The following is a 15,311-nucleotide window of genomic DNA, read 5'->3' as shown; positions in this document are numbered from 1 at the left end:
AATGTTTAACTCATTTAAAACTTACATCTGTCTTTTTCTGTTGTTTATATCTTCAGCTTGCTTTGCACAACAGCAGGATTTAAAATTATGGTACACCCAACCTGCAGAAAAGTTTGTAGATGCGCTTCCACTTGGAAACGGTAGTTTGGGCGCCATGGTATATGGTGGAACCCAAACCGAAAGGTTATCATTAAATGAATCGACCTTGTGGGGTGGTGCACCGGTTGATCCAAACATGAACCCGAATGCAAAGAATTATTTAGGCCTGATTAGAGAAGCACTATTTCAAGAAAACTACAAAAAGGCTGATTCGCTTATGCGGTTTATGCAGGGCAGCTATAGCGAATCATATGCGCCACTTGGGAACTTATTTCTTGATTTTAAAAATATTAAGGATGTTAGCGCCTACCGTCGAGAACTAGATATTCAAAATGCAATTGCCAAAACCGTATTTACAAGTGATGAAACTGTTTATACGCGAGAGGTTTTTGCCTCTCATCCCAATCGGCTAATTGTAATTAGAATAACTGCCAAAGGAAAAAACAAGTTAGACTTTGCCTGCCGTTTCAATTCTTTACTAAAGGCCAAATCATTAGTTAGCAATCAAGTACTTAGTCTTAATGGTAGGTCTTTATCACATAAAGAGAAAGATTTCCGTTCGCACCTTCCGAGTACCATTGTTTTCGATGATGAAAATACAATGAGGTTTACGGCCTTATTGAAAGTGTTAAAAACCGACGGAATGCAGAAAACTGGCGATACCAGTTTAATCATATCAAACGCTACCGAGGCTGTTTTACTTCTATCTATTGCTACCAGTTACAATGGTCCGGATAAAAATCCTGCCACTGATGGAAAGGATGAAAAAGCTATTGCACAAACTTACCTTACAAAAGCACAACAGCAAACCTATACAGGGATTTTATTACAACACACCAAAGATTTTCGTAAATACTTTAACCGTGTGAAACTTAATTTAGGTTACAGTGGAGCGGGGAATTTAAACACGGCAGCTCGTTTAAACAAATTTACAGTAGATAAGAGTGATAATGGTTTAATTGCTCTTTACTATCAATACAGTAGGTATCTACTTCTAAGCTCATCGAGGCCGGGTGGTGTACCCAATAATTTACAAGGCATATGGAACGAAGCCATTAGACCACCATGGGCTAGCAATTATACCACCAATATCAATTTACAAATGAATTATTGGGGAGCTGAGACCGGAAATTTGCCGGAAATGCACCAACCTTTGTTCGATTTTATTGCCAGCCTAGCCAAAACAGGAACCGTTACAGCTAAAAATTATTATAATGCCAGCGGATGGGTGGCCCATCACAATAGTGATATATGGGCAATGAGCAATCCGGTTGGCGCATTTGGTAAAGGTATCCCCATCTGGTCTACCTGGTCGATGGGAGGTAATTGGCTGTCTACCCATCTTTGGGAGCATTACGCATTTACCCATGATAAAATTTACTTAGAAAAACTAGCCTATCCATTGATGAAAGGTGCAGTGCAATTTTGCATGGATTTCTTAGTTTCAGATAACAATGGAAACCTAGTTACTGCTCCGACCATCTCTCCGGAGAACATTTATGTAACCGATAAAGGCTATAAAGGGCAAACGCTATATGGTGCAACTGCTGATTTAGCTATAATCCGCGAGCTGTTTGCTGATTTTTTACAGGCTGCTACCATACTTAATAAAGACACAGCTATGCAGTTGAGCGTAAAAATTGCCTTAGCCAAACTTTATGCCTATCAAATTGGCAAGGGGGTAATTTGCAGGAATGGTATCACGACTGGAAAGATGAAGAACCTACCCATCGCCATGTTTCGCATTTATTTGCTGCATACCCTGGTAGTAGTATAACATTAGATCGGACCCCTAAATTGGTTGAAGCTGTTAAAAAGACTTTAGAAATGCGAACGAACGAAGGCCAGGGCTGGGCTTTAGCATGGAGGATAAATTTATGGGCACGATTGGGGAAAAGTGAATTGGCATACGAGGCGTTAAAGAAGCTATTCCGCCCGGCCAGCATGCTGAAAGCCGGAGAAGGAGGTACTTATCCTAATCTTTTATGTGCATCGCCATTTCAAATTGATGGAAATTATGGCGGAGGGGCAGGCATTGCCGAGATGTTGGTGCAGAGTCATCAAGGATATATCGAACTATTACCTGCCTTACCGCTAGAGTGGCCTGATGGCAGTTTTTCGGGGCTGGTTGCTCGTGGTGGTTTCGAAATTAGTGCAAAGTGGCAAACCGGGAAACTCATATTCCTTGAGATATTTGCTAAACAGGGAGGAAGTTGCCGATTGAGGTATAGAACAAGTTTTAAAACACTTGATACAGAGAAAGGAAGGAGGTATCGGATTCGATTTTAAGATCTCTATTGATTGTATTAGTTGAATTTGCCAAACCAGTAGTTATTTAAAGCAAAACCCGTATTAGACCAAACGACAAGTAAATTCAGGGCGGTACATCATATTGTGTATTTCAACGAAACTGGTTCTTCCCCAATTTTGGTGGTCAATAATTTAGCTTATGAGTGCAACAAAAGTTTTTAACGATGCTCAAGTCCTCAAATTTTGGGGAATAATTGTTTAACAGGGTAAATTTCTTTTTCGGGTTAAAAATGAATGGTTATTAATCTAGGTGTGACATGATAGCTGCATTTAGAGCATCATATCCAATACTTTCATTAGATGCATTCAAGCATTTAGCAACTAAAACCACCAAAATTGGGGAAGAATCCGAAACTTGGCAGTCCGTTTCGGACCAAACTGTACACGAATTTGACTGCCGAGCAATTACCTAAATTGTTCCTTTTAATACTCATAGGTGGAACGCATACATTCTTTTCGATAGTCACTCGGTGTTTTACCGGTTATCTTTTATGACAGATATCTGGTATTGCCAGTTGCAAAGCGATGGTAGTTGGGGGAAACCTCAGAGTGCGAGTTCAGGAGTTAATACCAGTCAGGACGAAATGTCCCTTAACATTGCAGCAGATGGTACTTTATATTACTCCAGTAGGGGACTACCTGGAATGGGTGGTTTAGATATATTTTCAGCAAAAGGTATAAAAAACAATTGGTCTAAACTGGCTAGCCTAAGATTTTCTGTAAATTCTCCTGTTGATGATTTTGCTTTCATTACCAATTTTACAAACGAAAATGAAGTAATGGGATATTAGCTCCTCGTTCAAATGCCTGTCTGTATGTTAATTTCTTATTATCAATAAATTAATCTTTTTGTAGTAGTTCTGAAAATCAGAATTACTACAGATTTCATAAGCTCTCTTTGTAAAAAAAATAAAAAAGGCTTATGAAATACCTTTATCATCTCGGCAGTTTATTGCTGTTATTTTTGTTTATGCTGTTTGCCTCAAATGGCTATGCCCAAACCATAAGGGGTAAGGTTACAGATATTGTTACCAAAGAACCTGTAATTGGTGCCTCAGTTTTTTTAAAAGACAATGGGAAGGCTGTTTTTGTACAATTGGATGGTAACTACCAGTTAAAAAATTTAAAATCTGGTGATTATGTTTTAGAAATACATTACGTTTCCTATAAAACTAAAAAGCTAAACATTAGCCTTAAGCAAAATCAAAGCCTTAATTTAAATGTAGAGCTCGAATCAAGTGTTGAAGAGCTCAATACCATTAATGTTGCCGGCGAAGAGCAATCAGGTGATAAAAGATCCAGGACACTCGAAAAAAATGCCAATCAATTGGTCAATATTATTTCGGCCAAAAACATAGAACTTTCACCCGATATCACAGTAGCCAATGTAATGCAAAGGGTTTCTGGAGTAACAATAGAGCGAAGTTCATCCGGTGAAGGTCGGTATCCAATTATCAGGGGTATGGAAAAACGTTACATCAATACCCTGGTGAATGGAGTCAAAATTCCGAGTCCGGATAACAAGAACCGGTTTATACCTTTGGATTTATTTCCTGCAGAATTATTAGAAAGAGTTGAAGTAAGTAAAACCTTAATTCCTGCTATGGAAGGTGATGCCATTGGTGGAACCATAAATTTGGTGATGAAAGATGCACCGAATAAAACGCTGTTTAACGTAAATTTTAATCAGGGTTATAATACCGTTTTTCACAATCGTCCATTTGTCGGTTTCGATGCCACTATCATTGCAAAACAAGCACCTAGTGAAGTAAATGGCGTAAATTACAGAGCTACCCCAGCCGATTTTCCCCTAAATAATTTAAGGTTCGATAGGAAAAGGGATAACCCGATCAATACGAATATAGGTTTGGCTATCGGTACCCGTTTTGGAAAAGATAACAAGTTTGGTGTTATTGTTTCTGGTAGCTATCAAAATAGCTTTACAGGTAACAATTCGACATTTTTTCTGCCCAATGCGCAACCTGCTGTTAACAATGTTCCCCAATTTATCGAATTGCAAGATCGTTCCTATTCTCAACAAATTAAACGTTTGGGTGTAACCGATAAGTTTGATTATAAAATAAACGATAGAAATAAACTTTCTTTAGTTAACGTATTTGTTCGGTTAGATGATTATCAAACCCGCTTAATCAGCGATACCATTGCATTAAACTCGTTAGTAGATGCCATTAGCAGAAGCAGGTGGCAATATCAGTCTATCTATAATTCTACCCTTCAGGGTAATCATCAATTGGCTAAAAATAGCAGGTTAGACTGGTCTCTGGCTTATGCCGATGCGAATAACCATATTCCTGATCAGGCAGAGTTTACCTACGAGTATCCCATTTCTTCCTCAGCTACAAAGAGTGATTACAAATTACAGCCAATGAAAAGAACCTGGGCACATAATGATGATCGCGATTATTCTGCTTATGTAAACTTTACCAATAATTTTGAGCTTTTAAACCGGAAATTTGAATTGAAAACTGGTGGTGTAGAAAGGAATAAAGCCCGTGGAAATTATTATAATTCTTATAGTTTGTCGCCATTGGTTGGCGAAGTATATACGGGAATTGACAATGCCATTTTCAATTTTAAAACGCCAGATGATGCGCTGTTTTCTACTGAAAGTGGAAATAATTATACCATTAAAGAGAATATTATTGCCGGTTATATTCAAGGTAAATGGCTACTTACCCCACGCTTAGAAGCCTTAGGAGGTTTAAGGATAGAGCATACAGATCAAAACTATGATACGCAGTTGCCTACTTCTGTACCTTTTAAAAGCGGTAAAATTTGGTATACCGATTTCCTGCCAAGTGCAATTTTTAAGTATAGCTTAAACCAAGATCAGAATTTTAGGCTATCCTATTACCGGGCTTTAGCCAGACCGGCATTTGCAGAGCTAATTCCCGACGGGCAGCAGGGAGAAGTATTTAAAGAATCAGGTAATCCGGCGGGTTTAAACCATTCAACTGCTGATAATTTCGATTTAAAATATGAACTGTTTTCTGCAAAAAATGCTGATCAGGTATTGCTGGGCGCATTTTATAAACAAATTCAAGATCCAATTGAATTCGCAGCAACAGGAAGAAATTCTTTGGTGGCCACTAAAATTGGCATTACCGAACTGATGCTTTTGCCACAGAATTTTGGTGCAGCAACCAATTACGGTCTGGAAGCAGTATTTACAAAGTATGTTGGTCCGTTTGGTATAATGGCTAACTATACTTTCACTAAATCTAAAATAACATCTGATAAATTGCAGGTTTATAGAAATGATGCCGGACAGATTGTAAGCGAGATCTTATCTGAAACAAGGCCACTTCAAGGGCAATCGGAGCACGTTGGTAATTTATCGTTATTATATAAAAACCCGGAAATCGGATTGGATGTTCAGGCCGCCTTTGTTTATACTGGTAGACGCATCTCTTTGGTTAGCCCTTATTACGGGCTCGATTATTGGCAGGCTCCAACCCAGCAACTGGATTTTTCGATTGAGAAAAAATTAAGTAAAGCTTTTTCTGTGTATGGTAAGGCCAATAATTTAACCAATGCCCCTTTTATTTTAGAAATCCACCAATCTTACAATAGTTATTTACAAGCTCCTGGATCAAGGCCTTTAAACCTGCAAAGCGATCCTGACAATAAAATCATTGTTCAGAAAGACTTTTTTAAACCAAGTTTCTTATTAGGCTTACGCTACAAATTATAATATTATGAAAACGAAAATACATTTAATCCTCGCTTTTGTATTGCTGTGCGCTATTTTTTATGCCTGCAAAAAAAGTGCTGACCATAAAAACCTGTCAGAAGCCGAAGTTATAGTAGCTTCGCCAATTAGCGATGTTGGCTGTTTAAGTCCCGAACCAGGAAAAACAGATCTTGCTGTAAAAGGCACAATGTTGGCTGGTAAAACTTATAATGTTTGCGGTAATTTAATTGTGGGTAAAAATGATACTTTGACCATTCAGGAAGGTGTTACAGTTAATTTTAACGGCAATTATGGTATTGGTGTTCAGGGTACTTTAATTTGCCTGGGTACTAAAGAAAAACCCAATTACTTTACCATGCTGGGGGTTACTAAAACCGATGCTATAGGCTCCGATCCCAGTAAAGATCCGGCTTATACTGGTAAGTGGACGGGTATAATGGCTGGGCCAACCTGTCAGAAAATGATTATTAAGTGGACACACATCGAATTTGGCGGTGCTACACCAAGCGGAACTGTTGCTACCATTTCGAAAAGCCCATATCCAATTTTATTCCAAAATCCGGCAGGGATCTTTGTGTTCGAAGATTCGTGGATTTACGGCAGTGTTGATGATCCAATCCGTACTTTGGGTGGTAAAATTGCCATTATGCGAAATACATTCGAAAAATGTGGTGCCACTGGTGGCGAAGCTCTAAATGCCAAAGCAGGTACTATTGGCGATTTTGCTTATAACTTATGTATCGGTATTGCAACCAACGGACCTAAACTTTCTAATTCTGGCGCTGCAGTAGGTGTGCCAAGTTCTAACGTTAGAATGTACAACAACACGATTGTAAATTGTGGTTACAGAAGGCAGGCTGCCGGCCGGGGTGGCTCTATTAATTTTGAACAGGACGCTGGCGGTATGGCCTATAACAATTTAATGGTTAACTGTAAGTTTGGTTTGCGCGTGGTGCAAAATCCAATTGCCGATTTGGCTAATTTAAAATACGGTTATAATTTTACTTATGCCGATCTGGCTTCGGTCGCCAATCAAATTTACCCTTCATTGGCAATTAGCACTGCAATTAGCGAAGCGCAGCCAACTGATATACCTAATCCAGCGATTTTTTTGCCTGTCGGATGGAAAGCGGGCGATACCTATGTGGCTAATACTAGTATTTTGGGTGCCAACAATCCGCAGTTTATCAATGGCCCCGTTCCTTTGCCAACAGGTATAAATGTGGCCGATATAAATGTGGTGGGTAATTATAATTTTGCTTTAAAATTAACGTCTCCTTGTGTAGGTAAAGGATTTACAGGTTTTACCGCCAAAGCCGATGTACCTATTGACCCTAAATTTGGTGCAACAGAAATTACTCCTCCGGGTAAAGATATTGGTGCTTATCAAATTGATGGTTCGGGTAATCACCATTAAAAAAGCTATTTTAATTTTAAAATAAAAATTCTGTTTAAACCTTAAGGTCTTGTTAATTGAGTGCAAATATTATAAGCTCATATTTTAAACAGTTTCAAATCTGAAAAAATGAAAGTTTTTCTTTGCAAAAAGTATATAATAACGATGCTAACTTTTGTAGTTAGTTTCTTAATTGGTAATGCTGAGGTATTTTCTCAAATTAAAAGTGATTCGGAGGTTGTAACTTTTATTTATACTTCCGACGCGCATTTTGGTATCAGTAGAGAAAATTTTAGGGGAAACAAAAACGTTTCCGGACATATTGTGAACCAGGCTTTGATTAGTGAGTTGAATAAGATTAAGGGCTTAAGATTGCCGGCAGATGGAGGCGTAGACGAAGGTAGTTTAGTAAATGGTATAGATTATTTAATACAAGGTGGCGACATTGCCAACCGGATGGAAGGTAATATTCAAAAAGCCAGTGTATCGTGGCAGGAGTTTGAGAATGATTATATCACAGGTTTAAGGTTAACAAATAGCAAAGGTGTAAAAACAGAGCTGTTAATTACACCCGGAAATCACGATATCTCCAATGCTATTGGGCATCGCAAATTGGCCAATCAAAAAACAGATCCAACAGCTTTTGTGGGGATTTATAATTTAATGATGAAGCCTTCAACACCTTTAACTAATGAAAGTTTTAACTACGAAAGGGATAAAATTAACTATGTTAAAAATATAAATGGGATTCATTTTGTGTTTATCAATTTATGGCCCGACTCTGCCGAAAGGATTTGGCTTAAAAAGGATTTAGATACCTTGACCATCAAAACACCTGTTGTTATTTTTACCCATGACCAACCCACTTGCGAGGCAAAACATTTTAATGGAGTAGGAGCAGGATTTGAAAATCTTTTGAGCGAAAACTACAAAGGTTTAAAAAATGCTGAAGAGGAGCATCTGACAACTGATATAGAGCAGGCTGGCTGGGAAGATTTTCTTGTACAATACCCTAATATAAAAGTTTATTTTCATGGTAACAGCAATTGGAATGAGTTTTATATTTATCAGGGACCGCATAAAAAGGCTAATTTAAATGTGTTCCGGGTCGATTCGCCAATGAAAGGTAAATATTCTTCGAAGAATGAAAAACGCTTGTCTTTTCAGTTAATTAGTTTAGATACCAAAAACAGACGTTTAACCGTTAGGGAATGTTTTTGGAATACTAAACCAAAAAAACCAAAAGGGATTGTTTTTGGAAAAAGTAAGACGATATTTTTAAATACTTAAACCATTTTAACTGATCCCAATTGTTTTGTGACTATTTAAGTTTATAATGTCAGGTTTTTTGGTTCAAAGAAACCCGGTCAAGGTATTTTTGGAATGAAATACCTTGACCGGGTTTTAAATTGTTTTATAAAACCTTTAACTTTTAAATCTTCTACTATAGGCTCAATAAGCAATAAAAAGACTTTTAAATATTGAAAGTATTCCCGATTATGGGTACACTTTTTTTAGGGATCCCCAGCGGGATCCCTATTGATTTTACAATTAAGTTGCAAATGTTAGCAGATAGACCGATGGCAATAAGTCCAGTTTTGCCAGAAATATTATTATGATAACATATTCATTATCAGTGTATTTGTGGGCGCTTAAAAATTGGTGCACCAAGGGTCAAATTAATTGATCATCCCATTTCCGCGAGCAGAAATTAACGGGACGGCAATTATATTCGTTCATAACGGTTTGCAATCCACTGTCGGATTTCATTGTGGGTTCGGATGTTACTTGGCACGTTTTCCCTAATAATGCGTTCTAAGTGCTGGTAGCTGCTCAATGCAACATTCGTCCAGCCCCACGTCTTGGCCAGGCTATTGATAAACCAGAGCATTTCATATCCCTCCGAACGGTTTAGCATTGACCGTTCCTGAGCGCCGATAAACCTGGGATTATCGTGGTCCGCGCTTGCGGTCCATTTATAATCTTTAAATACCATTTGTGATTTTATATATTCCATATGCTTGCTTATATATTTGATTGAAATTTTCTATTGTTTATAGTTGTATGTAATTGTTTCTTCTGTCCATGGGTTTATATGGATGATTGACTTTCCTTGCCCCATGGCGTAATTAAATACATCTCCCGTGCCGCCAAGACCCTTAGCAGGCTGACCGTCCCAGATGACAAACAGGGTTTCAGAATGCCTGGCGACGTATTTACCGGCTTCAAAAAAGGCCTCCTCATCGGGTTGCGAAAAGTTCAGTATGATCTTCTCACCAGCGTTATTGAGCAGAAATTGATATTGAATGAGATCATTCTCGCCGAAGGTCATATCGTAATCCATACAGGGAATTACTGCAACAAGCCTAATTTTCATAGCTAACAGTACTTCTGCGAAAAGCATGTCTGCGCCAATAGCCAGAGAGCTGTAGCCCAATTCAATATCCTTAAGTTCTTTTACCTTCGTTTGAAGCTGTTGCCTCAGCCATAACGCATCAGAAATGCCTTCAAAACACTGATGGCCTGTAACACCTATGGTCTGCATCGATTTGGATTAAATGAGTTCTTTTGCAACCAAGCGGCGATAGTGTTCACCTAGAGCGGTTAATTTGCAGCTTTTACTTTCCATAGCAGCGCTCCACATGTGCGGCGCATTTACAGGCACTAACAGATTCACCCTGTTTAGCTTTTGAAGGCGTCTAAAAATAACTGTATTAGCCTCTATCGGTTCCGCCATTCCATCCTCTCTTCCTTTCAGTTCGGATTCGTATGTGGGGTCCAGCTGATATTCAAAACCTGGAGCAGGAAAATATTCGGTTATCGAGCGTAACTCCTCCAGCGAAATTGGCGGGGTGACCTCCCTTAGGCATACAAAATTTTCAACATTGGTCTTAAATATAGGACGCTGCTCATCCCAGTTTCCCAGGGATTGATCGATGTGCGCGTAAATGCTTCCTGGTGTGACCTGGCCCACAAGATTTGCTGCGCTTCCACTAAGTGCATCAACCATCAAGGACGTAAATACACCTCTTCCATTTTCCTCCGACGCATATTGATCCTTGGTAGAGGCCGTTAGTATAGTCATACCCTCTGAAAGATTGGAGATCGCTGTATTTTCAATGGAAGCGCCTGCGATACCAGAAAAACAGCTATCTAAAATAATAATCTTATTTATAGCAGGAGAATCGTTTGCCAGCTTCATAATTTCATTCAGTGAAAACCCCTCATCTCCTGCCTTTGCATCAGAGCCCACAAGGTATCCGCCAGAAGACTCAATGTGACCGTGGCCCGCAAAATAAAACAAGGCAATATCGGCTTTCTGGGTGAAAAGAATTTTTACCAGTTCTTTTAACTCCTTTTTATTTACAAGCTCAGATGGACCGGTAGCGGTGACCAGCTTGGTATTGAAATTGATCGACCCGCCATCGTTCCGCTTCAACATACTATCTACTTCATGAGCATCATTTACGCAGCCATGAAGCGGAGAGACATGCTTATAATAATCGATACCTACGATTAAAGCTATTTTTTTCATAGTTGCGCCTTATAAATTGTCAATAAAATTACTTATTGTATCCCAAGTCCACGTCTTTACAGACAGGCCGTTTATTAATGTACGATCATCTGAATAAGCCCATATCGCAAGGATCGCTGTTTTTTCTTCCTTAGCACACTGGATTTCCCATTGTTGCCCAGAAGAGCTCAGGGAATTTTTGCTGACCAACACAATTACCCCGTCACATCTTCTGATTCGCGCCCTGACTTTTTCCTTCCATTCGCTAGCATAGGGCTCTTTTACCGAATAGTCAATGTATTCGAATGGACATTTGTTATGAAGGCTCTGGCCTTTCAGGAAAGTTCGCTGCATGATATCTTCGATGGCAAAGGCGACAAAAATTGATTTTTTTTCTGACATGATATTTGGATTAAAAAAAGTTACGGGTATTAAATCTGACTGCACTCCCTGTCAGCCAGCTTTGAAAGTCAACATAGTTGTAGGTATCTTCAACTGTGAATAGGCGGTCGCTGAACGTGGACAAATCATTTGGTTTTTCAATAAAAGGGTACAGCTTCAAGTACTCACTTCTGTGAAATGTGCTTCGGGTTACATTATCCTTGGATACTGGTACTAATGCACAACGTTGCGTGTGACCGTCCACATATCCGAGTTCCCAAGGCACCCATTTGGATATCTCCGCATTGTGGGACATTGCCAGCAATAACGATCGTGAAGAGCGGAGGCGTTTTCTGACCAGCTCTGCACTTTCCTTGGTGACATTGTTTCGGTCGAGGTGCGGATCGATAATCCAGTCCACATACACTTTCAGTCCACGTCTAGTCAGTTCAAGATAAAGTCCTTCAACCTCTTCTTTGTCCAGAAAACTATGGCATAAAAAGATATCGAATGTATTATGGACCTCCGAGCGCTGGGCGGAAAGATTAACATTCTCATTGATCGTCCGGGCTCTGGACACGTTTTTCAGGTAGTTACTTGTAAAAATAGCCATGTTTTTCTCGATTAAATTTTGGTTCAAACCTAAAGAGAATCCTAATGGGTAAAAACCTGTATCGCTAAGGGAAAAGCCTGTTTTTGCCTTTTTACCGCCTGCAGTAATGTCTAGGTGCATGATATCATTTAACAGCCGAGGCAAACACAGGTATTGACCATTCAATTTTACCTCCAGGAAGAGGTTTTACCCTATAATGGCATAGGGTTTTTCCTGTATTTGTGATCAAAAGGGCGCTGGCGGCCTGTTTTTAGCTGCCATAGAAATGATACTATTGACTTCGCCGGCTGCCAGGCGTATCATTGCAGCAAATAATTAATCTTTAAAATCAATATTATGTTAAAATCAGATGGGGCACAGCCCTTGCCGTTTTTTTTCGTAGGCAAAACCATTACCAAGGCGCGTATAGCAAGATATGCGAAAACCAAACATTCAATCCTTTCCAGGGAAATGAATAAGCCCGATACCAAATCCATTTGGTATACCAAGGAGCATATTGCTTTTCTTTTGGATGAGATGAACAAGGCCGACGCGGATGGCCTGCGTATATATTTTGGCGCTTACGGTGAGCAGGAAAATTATAGCGGACAAACATGCCTGCTGATGGTGATGACCAAACCCGGGGTGCGCAATGGTGGGCACGTTGATATTTCCATTGAAGACGAAACTGACTTTCAGGCCAGGGCAGTGGGCGAAAGTAGATCAAGGGATTTCAATGTGGGCAATCCTTGTCCACCTATGTGCGATGATGAAGGCAGCGAAGGATAATATCGTGCAGAAAATGTATATTAAGGGATGAAAAATCCTGCCCAGTATATTTATTTAATTCCGTTGTTTATCAGTGTGATATGTAGCTGGAGGTCTATAAAAAATGACTGGGCAGGACCCTTAAAATCGTTTTCCATATTTCTGACTTTCAGTTTTCTGCTGGAAATTTCTGCAGTATGGTGGAAGCTTGATCTTCATCAAACTGCTTATTGGAACTTTTCAAAATCGAACTTGTGGTTGTACAACCTTTATTTCTTGCCTGAATATATATTCTATGTGTACTTTTTTTCAAAGGCACTGGAGAATTTGTGGCTGAGGTACTGGGCGAAATGGATTGCTATCGCTTATGCTACTTTTGGAATCATCAATATTCTTTTTTTGCAAACAATGGCCCAGTTAAATACTTTTAATATCATCTTTGGCAGCAGCATAGTCATTCTTTGCAGTTGCTTATATTTTATTCAAGAACATAACCGGGCGGTTCCGCAACGCGTCAGTGGTACGCCACTATTTTGGATCTCTCTGGGTTCCTTGCTCCTGCATTCGGTAAGTTTACCCTACTTTATCTTTATCAATTATCTCAGCCGTACCAATATTCCGCTGGCTATGGCTCTATTTAACATTCTTTTGATTCTAAATATTTCAATGTACAGCATTTACCTTATCGCTTTTTTATGCAAGAATCCAGCTCCCAGGAGGTTATTCTAACCATTTTGGTATCGACCTCTATCATACTTTTCTTTGTCTGCCTGCTAACCTATTTCTTTTTTCGACAACAAAAAAAAAGGTTTCAGCATCAGCAAGAGGTGCTCGAACTGCGCGAGTCTTTCAACAGGACAATTTTACAGTCAAAACTGGAAATCCAGGAACACACGTTGGACCACATCGCAAAGGAATTACATGCAAACTTTAGTCACCTTATTTCTCTGATTAATATCAATCTTTCGGCGATACTAGCACAAAGTTCATCGGACATGCGCCCGCAGATTAGTGAAACCAAAGCACTCGTGAAAGAATTAATGAATGAGGTTAAAACGCTGAGTGTTTCTTTGAATTCTGAGCACATCATGCAGGCCGGTTTTGTCAGAAAGCTTGAGAATGAGCTGCAGAGATTAGCGAAGACCACACGCTACAAGGTAAATTACGAGAAAAAAGGGGAGACGGTCCGCCTGCCTTCGGGAGAGGAAATTGTCTTATATCGTCTTTGTCAGGAAATACTAAATAATATTGTAAAGCATTCAGATGCAACCGAGGTAAATGTCGATCTTTTGTTTACCAATAAAAATATCTCTCTCAGGATTGCAGACAATGGTAAAGGCTTTGATACCACCCTTGCTGCCACCCAGGCCATGGAAAAAGAAAGCACGGGCTTGCTAAACATTGCTGGAAGAGCACAGCACATCGATGCCCAGCTTAAAATCCACAGCATTCCTGGAAGTGGAACGACTGTAAATCTTGAAATTCCTTTAAATAAATATCTATGACCTATCGTAAATCGCCCGTAAAAATTGGAATCGTGGATGACCACAATTTGTTTAGAAAAGGCCTTATCAAACTAATTGACCTGGCAGACAAGGAAAATTACCTCATCGTGCTTGAGGCGGAATCGGGAAAGGATATGATCAAAAAACTTGATCCCAAAGCGCTGCCCGATATTCTCATTCTTGATATTGATATGGCTGATATGGATGGCTTTGAGACCATGCTTTGGCTTAGAAATAACCAGCCAAAAATCTCTGTACTTGTAGTTTCAATGGTGGAAACCGACGAGGCTATAAGCAGGATGATGCGCTTGGGTGTAAAAGGCTACCTTTCCAAAGATATCGAAGTGGAGGATATACACCAAGCACTTCAAGCCATTTCGAAAAAAGGGTTTTATTATACTGACTTTCTTACTGGAAAACTAATCGAGTCTCTCCAGACTTCGGAAGTAGGCTCAGCTGAGGTTTCAGGTTCCGGGAAAACGGATGTCCTGCCCCATATCAATGAGAATGAGTACAAATTTATCCGGCTCGCCTGTACAGATTTGACTTATGAGCAAATAGCAGATAAAATGTATCTTAGTCCGAAAACAATTGATGGCTATCGGGCGGCGATATTTAATCGATTCAGTATCCGAAACAGACCCGGATTGATTCTTTTTGCGCTCAAGAATAATATTTTTAGAATCGAAGATATTAAGTAATCATTTAAACCATTCTTTAACTTTTAGCTTGACGATTACTCAAGCTATTTTTAACCTTAAAGGAATTTAAATAATTACCTGGGGATTTCAAGGATTGTAGACAAGGAATTGAGGCCCAAAGCGTGCAACCGGGTTTTGTTCACAGAGTTTTTCTCTTAGAGTGGGCTCGCATAATATGGATCATTCGGCGGCAGTGTGTAGATTTCGCTGCTCACTTTGCGTCGAAGCGTGATAGCAGTAGCCGGATCGAGGTTCAGTCTTTTCTCTCCATCAGAAACTATGCCTCCATAATAATCCAGATCGCTAGTATTAAAAAAGGAATGGAAGATG

14 protein-coding genes are annotated in these 15,311 nt (G+C 39.5%); 10 read left to right on the top strand and 4 right to left on the bottom strand.

Translation table 11 applies throughout. From position 1 onward, the window contains the following. Position 1: 1 nt before the first annotated feature. The 6 genes from G7074_RS02310 (at position 2) to G7074_RS02290 (ending at position 8,810) form a co-directional block, all read left to right on the top strand. Positions 2–1,876 (top strand): glycoside hydrolase N-terminal domain-containing protein, encoded by a 1,875-nt coding sequence (locus G7074_RS02310; protein ID WP_205944143.1) that lies wholly within the window; start codon positions 2–4, stop codon positions 1,874–1,876. A 50-nt stretch (positions 1,877–1,926) separates the two neighbouring features. Next, on the top strand, positions 1,927–2,388 hold the full coding sequence (locus tag G7074_RS26470) for a glycoside hydrolase family 95-like protein (RefSeq protein WP_205944142.1): 462 nt from the start codon (positions 1,927–1,929) through the stop codon (positions 2,386–2,388). A gap of 512 nt (positions 2,389–2,900) precedes the next feature. Further along, the gene (locus G7074_RS02305; RefSeq protein WP_124562508.1) at positions 2,901–3,200 is read left to right on the top strand and encodes a hypothetical protein; all 300 of its coding nucleotides are present in this window, start codon (positions 2,901–2,903) and stop codon (positions 3,198–3,200) included. A 131-nt stretch (positions 3,201–3,331) separates the two neighbouring features. Beyond that, positions 3,332–6,124: a TonB-dependent receptor gene (locus G7074_RS02300; RefSeq protein WP_166206571.1), complete on the top strand. Its 2,793-nt coding sequence runs from the start codon at positions 3,332–3,334 to the stop codon at positions 6,122–6,124. A gap of 4 nt (positions 6,125–6,128) precedes the next feature. Next, positions 6,129–7,541, top strand: coding sequence for a hypothetical protein (locus G7074_RS02295; RefSeq protein WP_124562506.1), 1,413 nt, complete (start codon positions 6,129–6,131; stop codon positions 7,539–7,541). A gap of 144 nt (positions 7,542–7,685) precedes the next feature. Beyond that, positions 7,686–8,810 (top strand): metallophosphoesterase, encoded by a 1,125-nt coding sequence (locus G7074_RS02290; RefSeq protein ID WP_124562505.1) that lies wholly within the window; start codon positions 7,686–7,688, stop codon positions 8,808–8,810. A gap of 757 nt (positions 8,811–9,567) precedes the next feature. Here G7074_RS02290 and G7074_RS02285 read toward each other — a convergent pair. The 4 genes from G7074_RS02285 to G7074_RS02270 are packed head-to-tail and all read right to left on the bottom strand — an operon-like array spanning position 9,568 to position 12,148. Then, positions 9,568–10,065 carry a hypothetical protein gene (locus G7074_RS02285; protein WP_166206568.1) on the bottom strand — a complete coding sequence of 166 codons (498 nt, stop codon included), beginning with the start codon at positions 10,063–10,065 and terminating at the stop codon, positions 9,568–9,570. Positions 10,066–10,074: 9 nt separating this feature from the next. Then, positions 10,075–11,055: a caspase family protein gene (locus G7074_RS02280; RefSeq protein WP_166206565.1), complete on the bottom strand. Its 981-nt coding sequence runs from the start codon at positions 11,053–11,055 to the stop codon at positions 10,075–10,077. Positions 11,056–11,064: 9 nt separating this feature from the next. Further along, positions 11,065–11,436 (bottom strand): TIR domain-containing protein, encoded by a 372-nt coding sequence (locus G7074_RS02275; protein WP_166206562.1) that lies wholly within the window; start codon positions 11,434–11,436, stop codon positions 11,065–11,067. A 10-nt stretch (positions 11,437–11,446) separates the two neighbouring features. Further along, positions 11,447–12,148 (bottom strand): TIR domain-containing protein, encoded by a 702-nt coding sequence (locus G7074_RS02270; protein ID WP_166206559.1) that lies wholly within the window; start codon positions 12,146–12,148, stop codon positions 11,447–11,449. Positions 12,149–12,364: 216 nt separating this feature from the next. Here G7074_RS02270 and G7074_RS02265 point away from each other — a divergent pair, with 216 nt between their 5' ends. From G7074_RS02265 to G7074_RS02250, 4 genes are read left to right on the top strand one after another with little or no spacing between them, the layout of a single operon-like run. Next, complete coding sequence (locus tag G7074_RS02265) at positions 12,365–12,796, top strand: hypothetical protein (protein WP_166206556.1); 432 nt, start codon at positions 12,365–12,367, stop codon at positions 12,794–12,796. Positions 12,797–12,823: 27 nt separating this feature from the next. After that, a complete protein-coding gene (locus tag G7074_RS02260; protein WP_166206553.1) occupies positions 12,824–13,504 on the top strand; it encodes a hypothetical protein in 681 nt (226 codons plus the stop codon). Then, the gene (locus G7074_RS02255) at positions 13,471–14,280 is read left to right on the top strand and encodes a sensor histidine kinase (RefSeq protein WP_166206550.1); all 810 of its coding nucleotides are present in this window, start codon (positions 13,471–13,473) and stop codon (positions 14,278–14,280) included. Before G7074_RS02260 ends, G7074_RS02255 begins: the two co-directional genes overlap by 34 nt. Next, a complete protein-coding gene (locus G7074_RS02250) occupies positions 14,277–14,981 on the top strand; it encodes a response regulator transcription factor (protein ID WP_166206547.1) in 705 nt (234 codons plus the stop codon). Before G7074_RS02255 ends, G7074_RS02250 begins: the two co-directional genes overlap by 4 nt. The last annotated feature ends 330 nt before the right edge of the window (positions 14,982–15,311 follow it).

Origin of the sequence: Pedobacter sp. HDW13, from assembly GCF_011303555.1 — a bacterium.
GTDB lineage: Bacteria > Bacteroidota > Bacteroidia > Sphingobacteriales > Sphingobacteriaceae > Pedobacter.
This window is presented reverse-complemented; position numbering and strand designations above follow the sequence as displayed.

Bases quoted from the DNA above. Each gene is read 5' to 3' on its own strand.
- G7074_RS02310 (WP_205944143.1), top strand. From the start codon at position 2: ATGTTTAACTCATTTAAAACTTACATCTGTCTTTTTCTGTTGTTTATA.
- G7074_RS26470 (WP_205944142.1), top strand. From the start codon at position 1,927: ATGCGAACGAACGAAGGCCAGGGCTGGGCTTTAGCATGGAGGATAAAT.
- G7074_RS02305 (WP_124562508.1), top strand. From the start codon at position 2,901: ATGACAGATATCTGGTATTGCCAGTTGCAAAGCGATGGTAGTTGGGGG.
- G7074_RS02300 (WP_166206571.1), top strand. From the start codon at position 3,332: ATGAAATACCTTTATCATCTCGGCAGTTTATTGCTGTTATTTTTGTTT.
- G7074_RS02295 (WP_124562506.1), top strand. From the start codon at position 6,129: ATGAAAACGAAAATACATTTAATCCTCGCTTTTGTATTGCTGTGCGCT.
- G7074_RS02290 (WP_124562505.1), top strand. From the start codon at position 7,686: ATGCTAACTTTTGTAGTTAGTTTCTTAATTGGTAATGCTGAGGTATTT.
- G7074_RS02285 (WP_166206568.1), bottom strand. From the start codon at position 10,065: ATGCAGACCATAGGTGTTACAGGCCATCAGTGTTTTGAAGGCATTTCT.
- G7074_RS02280 (WP_166206565.1), bottom strand. From the start codon at position 11,055: ATGAAAAAAATAGCTTTAATCGTAGGTATCGATTATTATAAGCATGTC.
- G7074_RS02275 (WP_166206562.1), bottom strand. From the start codon at position 11,436: ATGTCAGAAAAAAAATCAATTTTTGTCGCCTTTGCCATCGAAGATATC.
- G7074_RS02270 (WP_166206559.1), bottom strand. From the start codon at position 12,148: ATGCACCTAGACATTACTGCAGGCGGTAAAAAGGCAAAAACAGGCTTT.
- G7074_RS02265 (WP_166206556.1), top strand. From the start codon at position 12,365: ATGTTAAAATCAGATGGGGCACAGCCCTTGCCGTTTTTTTTCGTAGGC.
- G7074_RS02260 (WP_166206553.1), top strand. From the start codon at position 12,824: ATGAAAAATCCTGCCCAGTATATTTATTTAATTCCGTTGTTTATCAGT.
- G7074_RS02255 (WP_166206550.1), top strand. From the start codon at position 13,471: ATGCAAGAATCCAGCTCCCAGGAGGTTATTCTAACCATTTTGGTATCG.
- G7074_RS02250 (WP_166206547.1), top strand. From the start codon at position 14,277: ATGACCTATCGTAAATCGCCCGTAAAAATTGGAATCGTGGATGACCAC.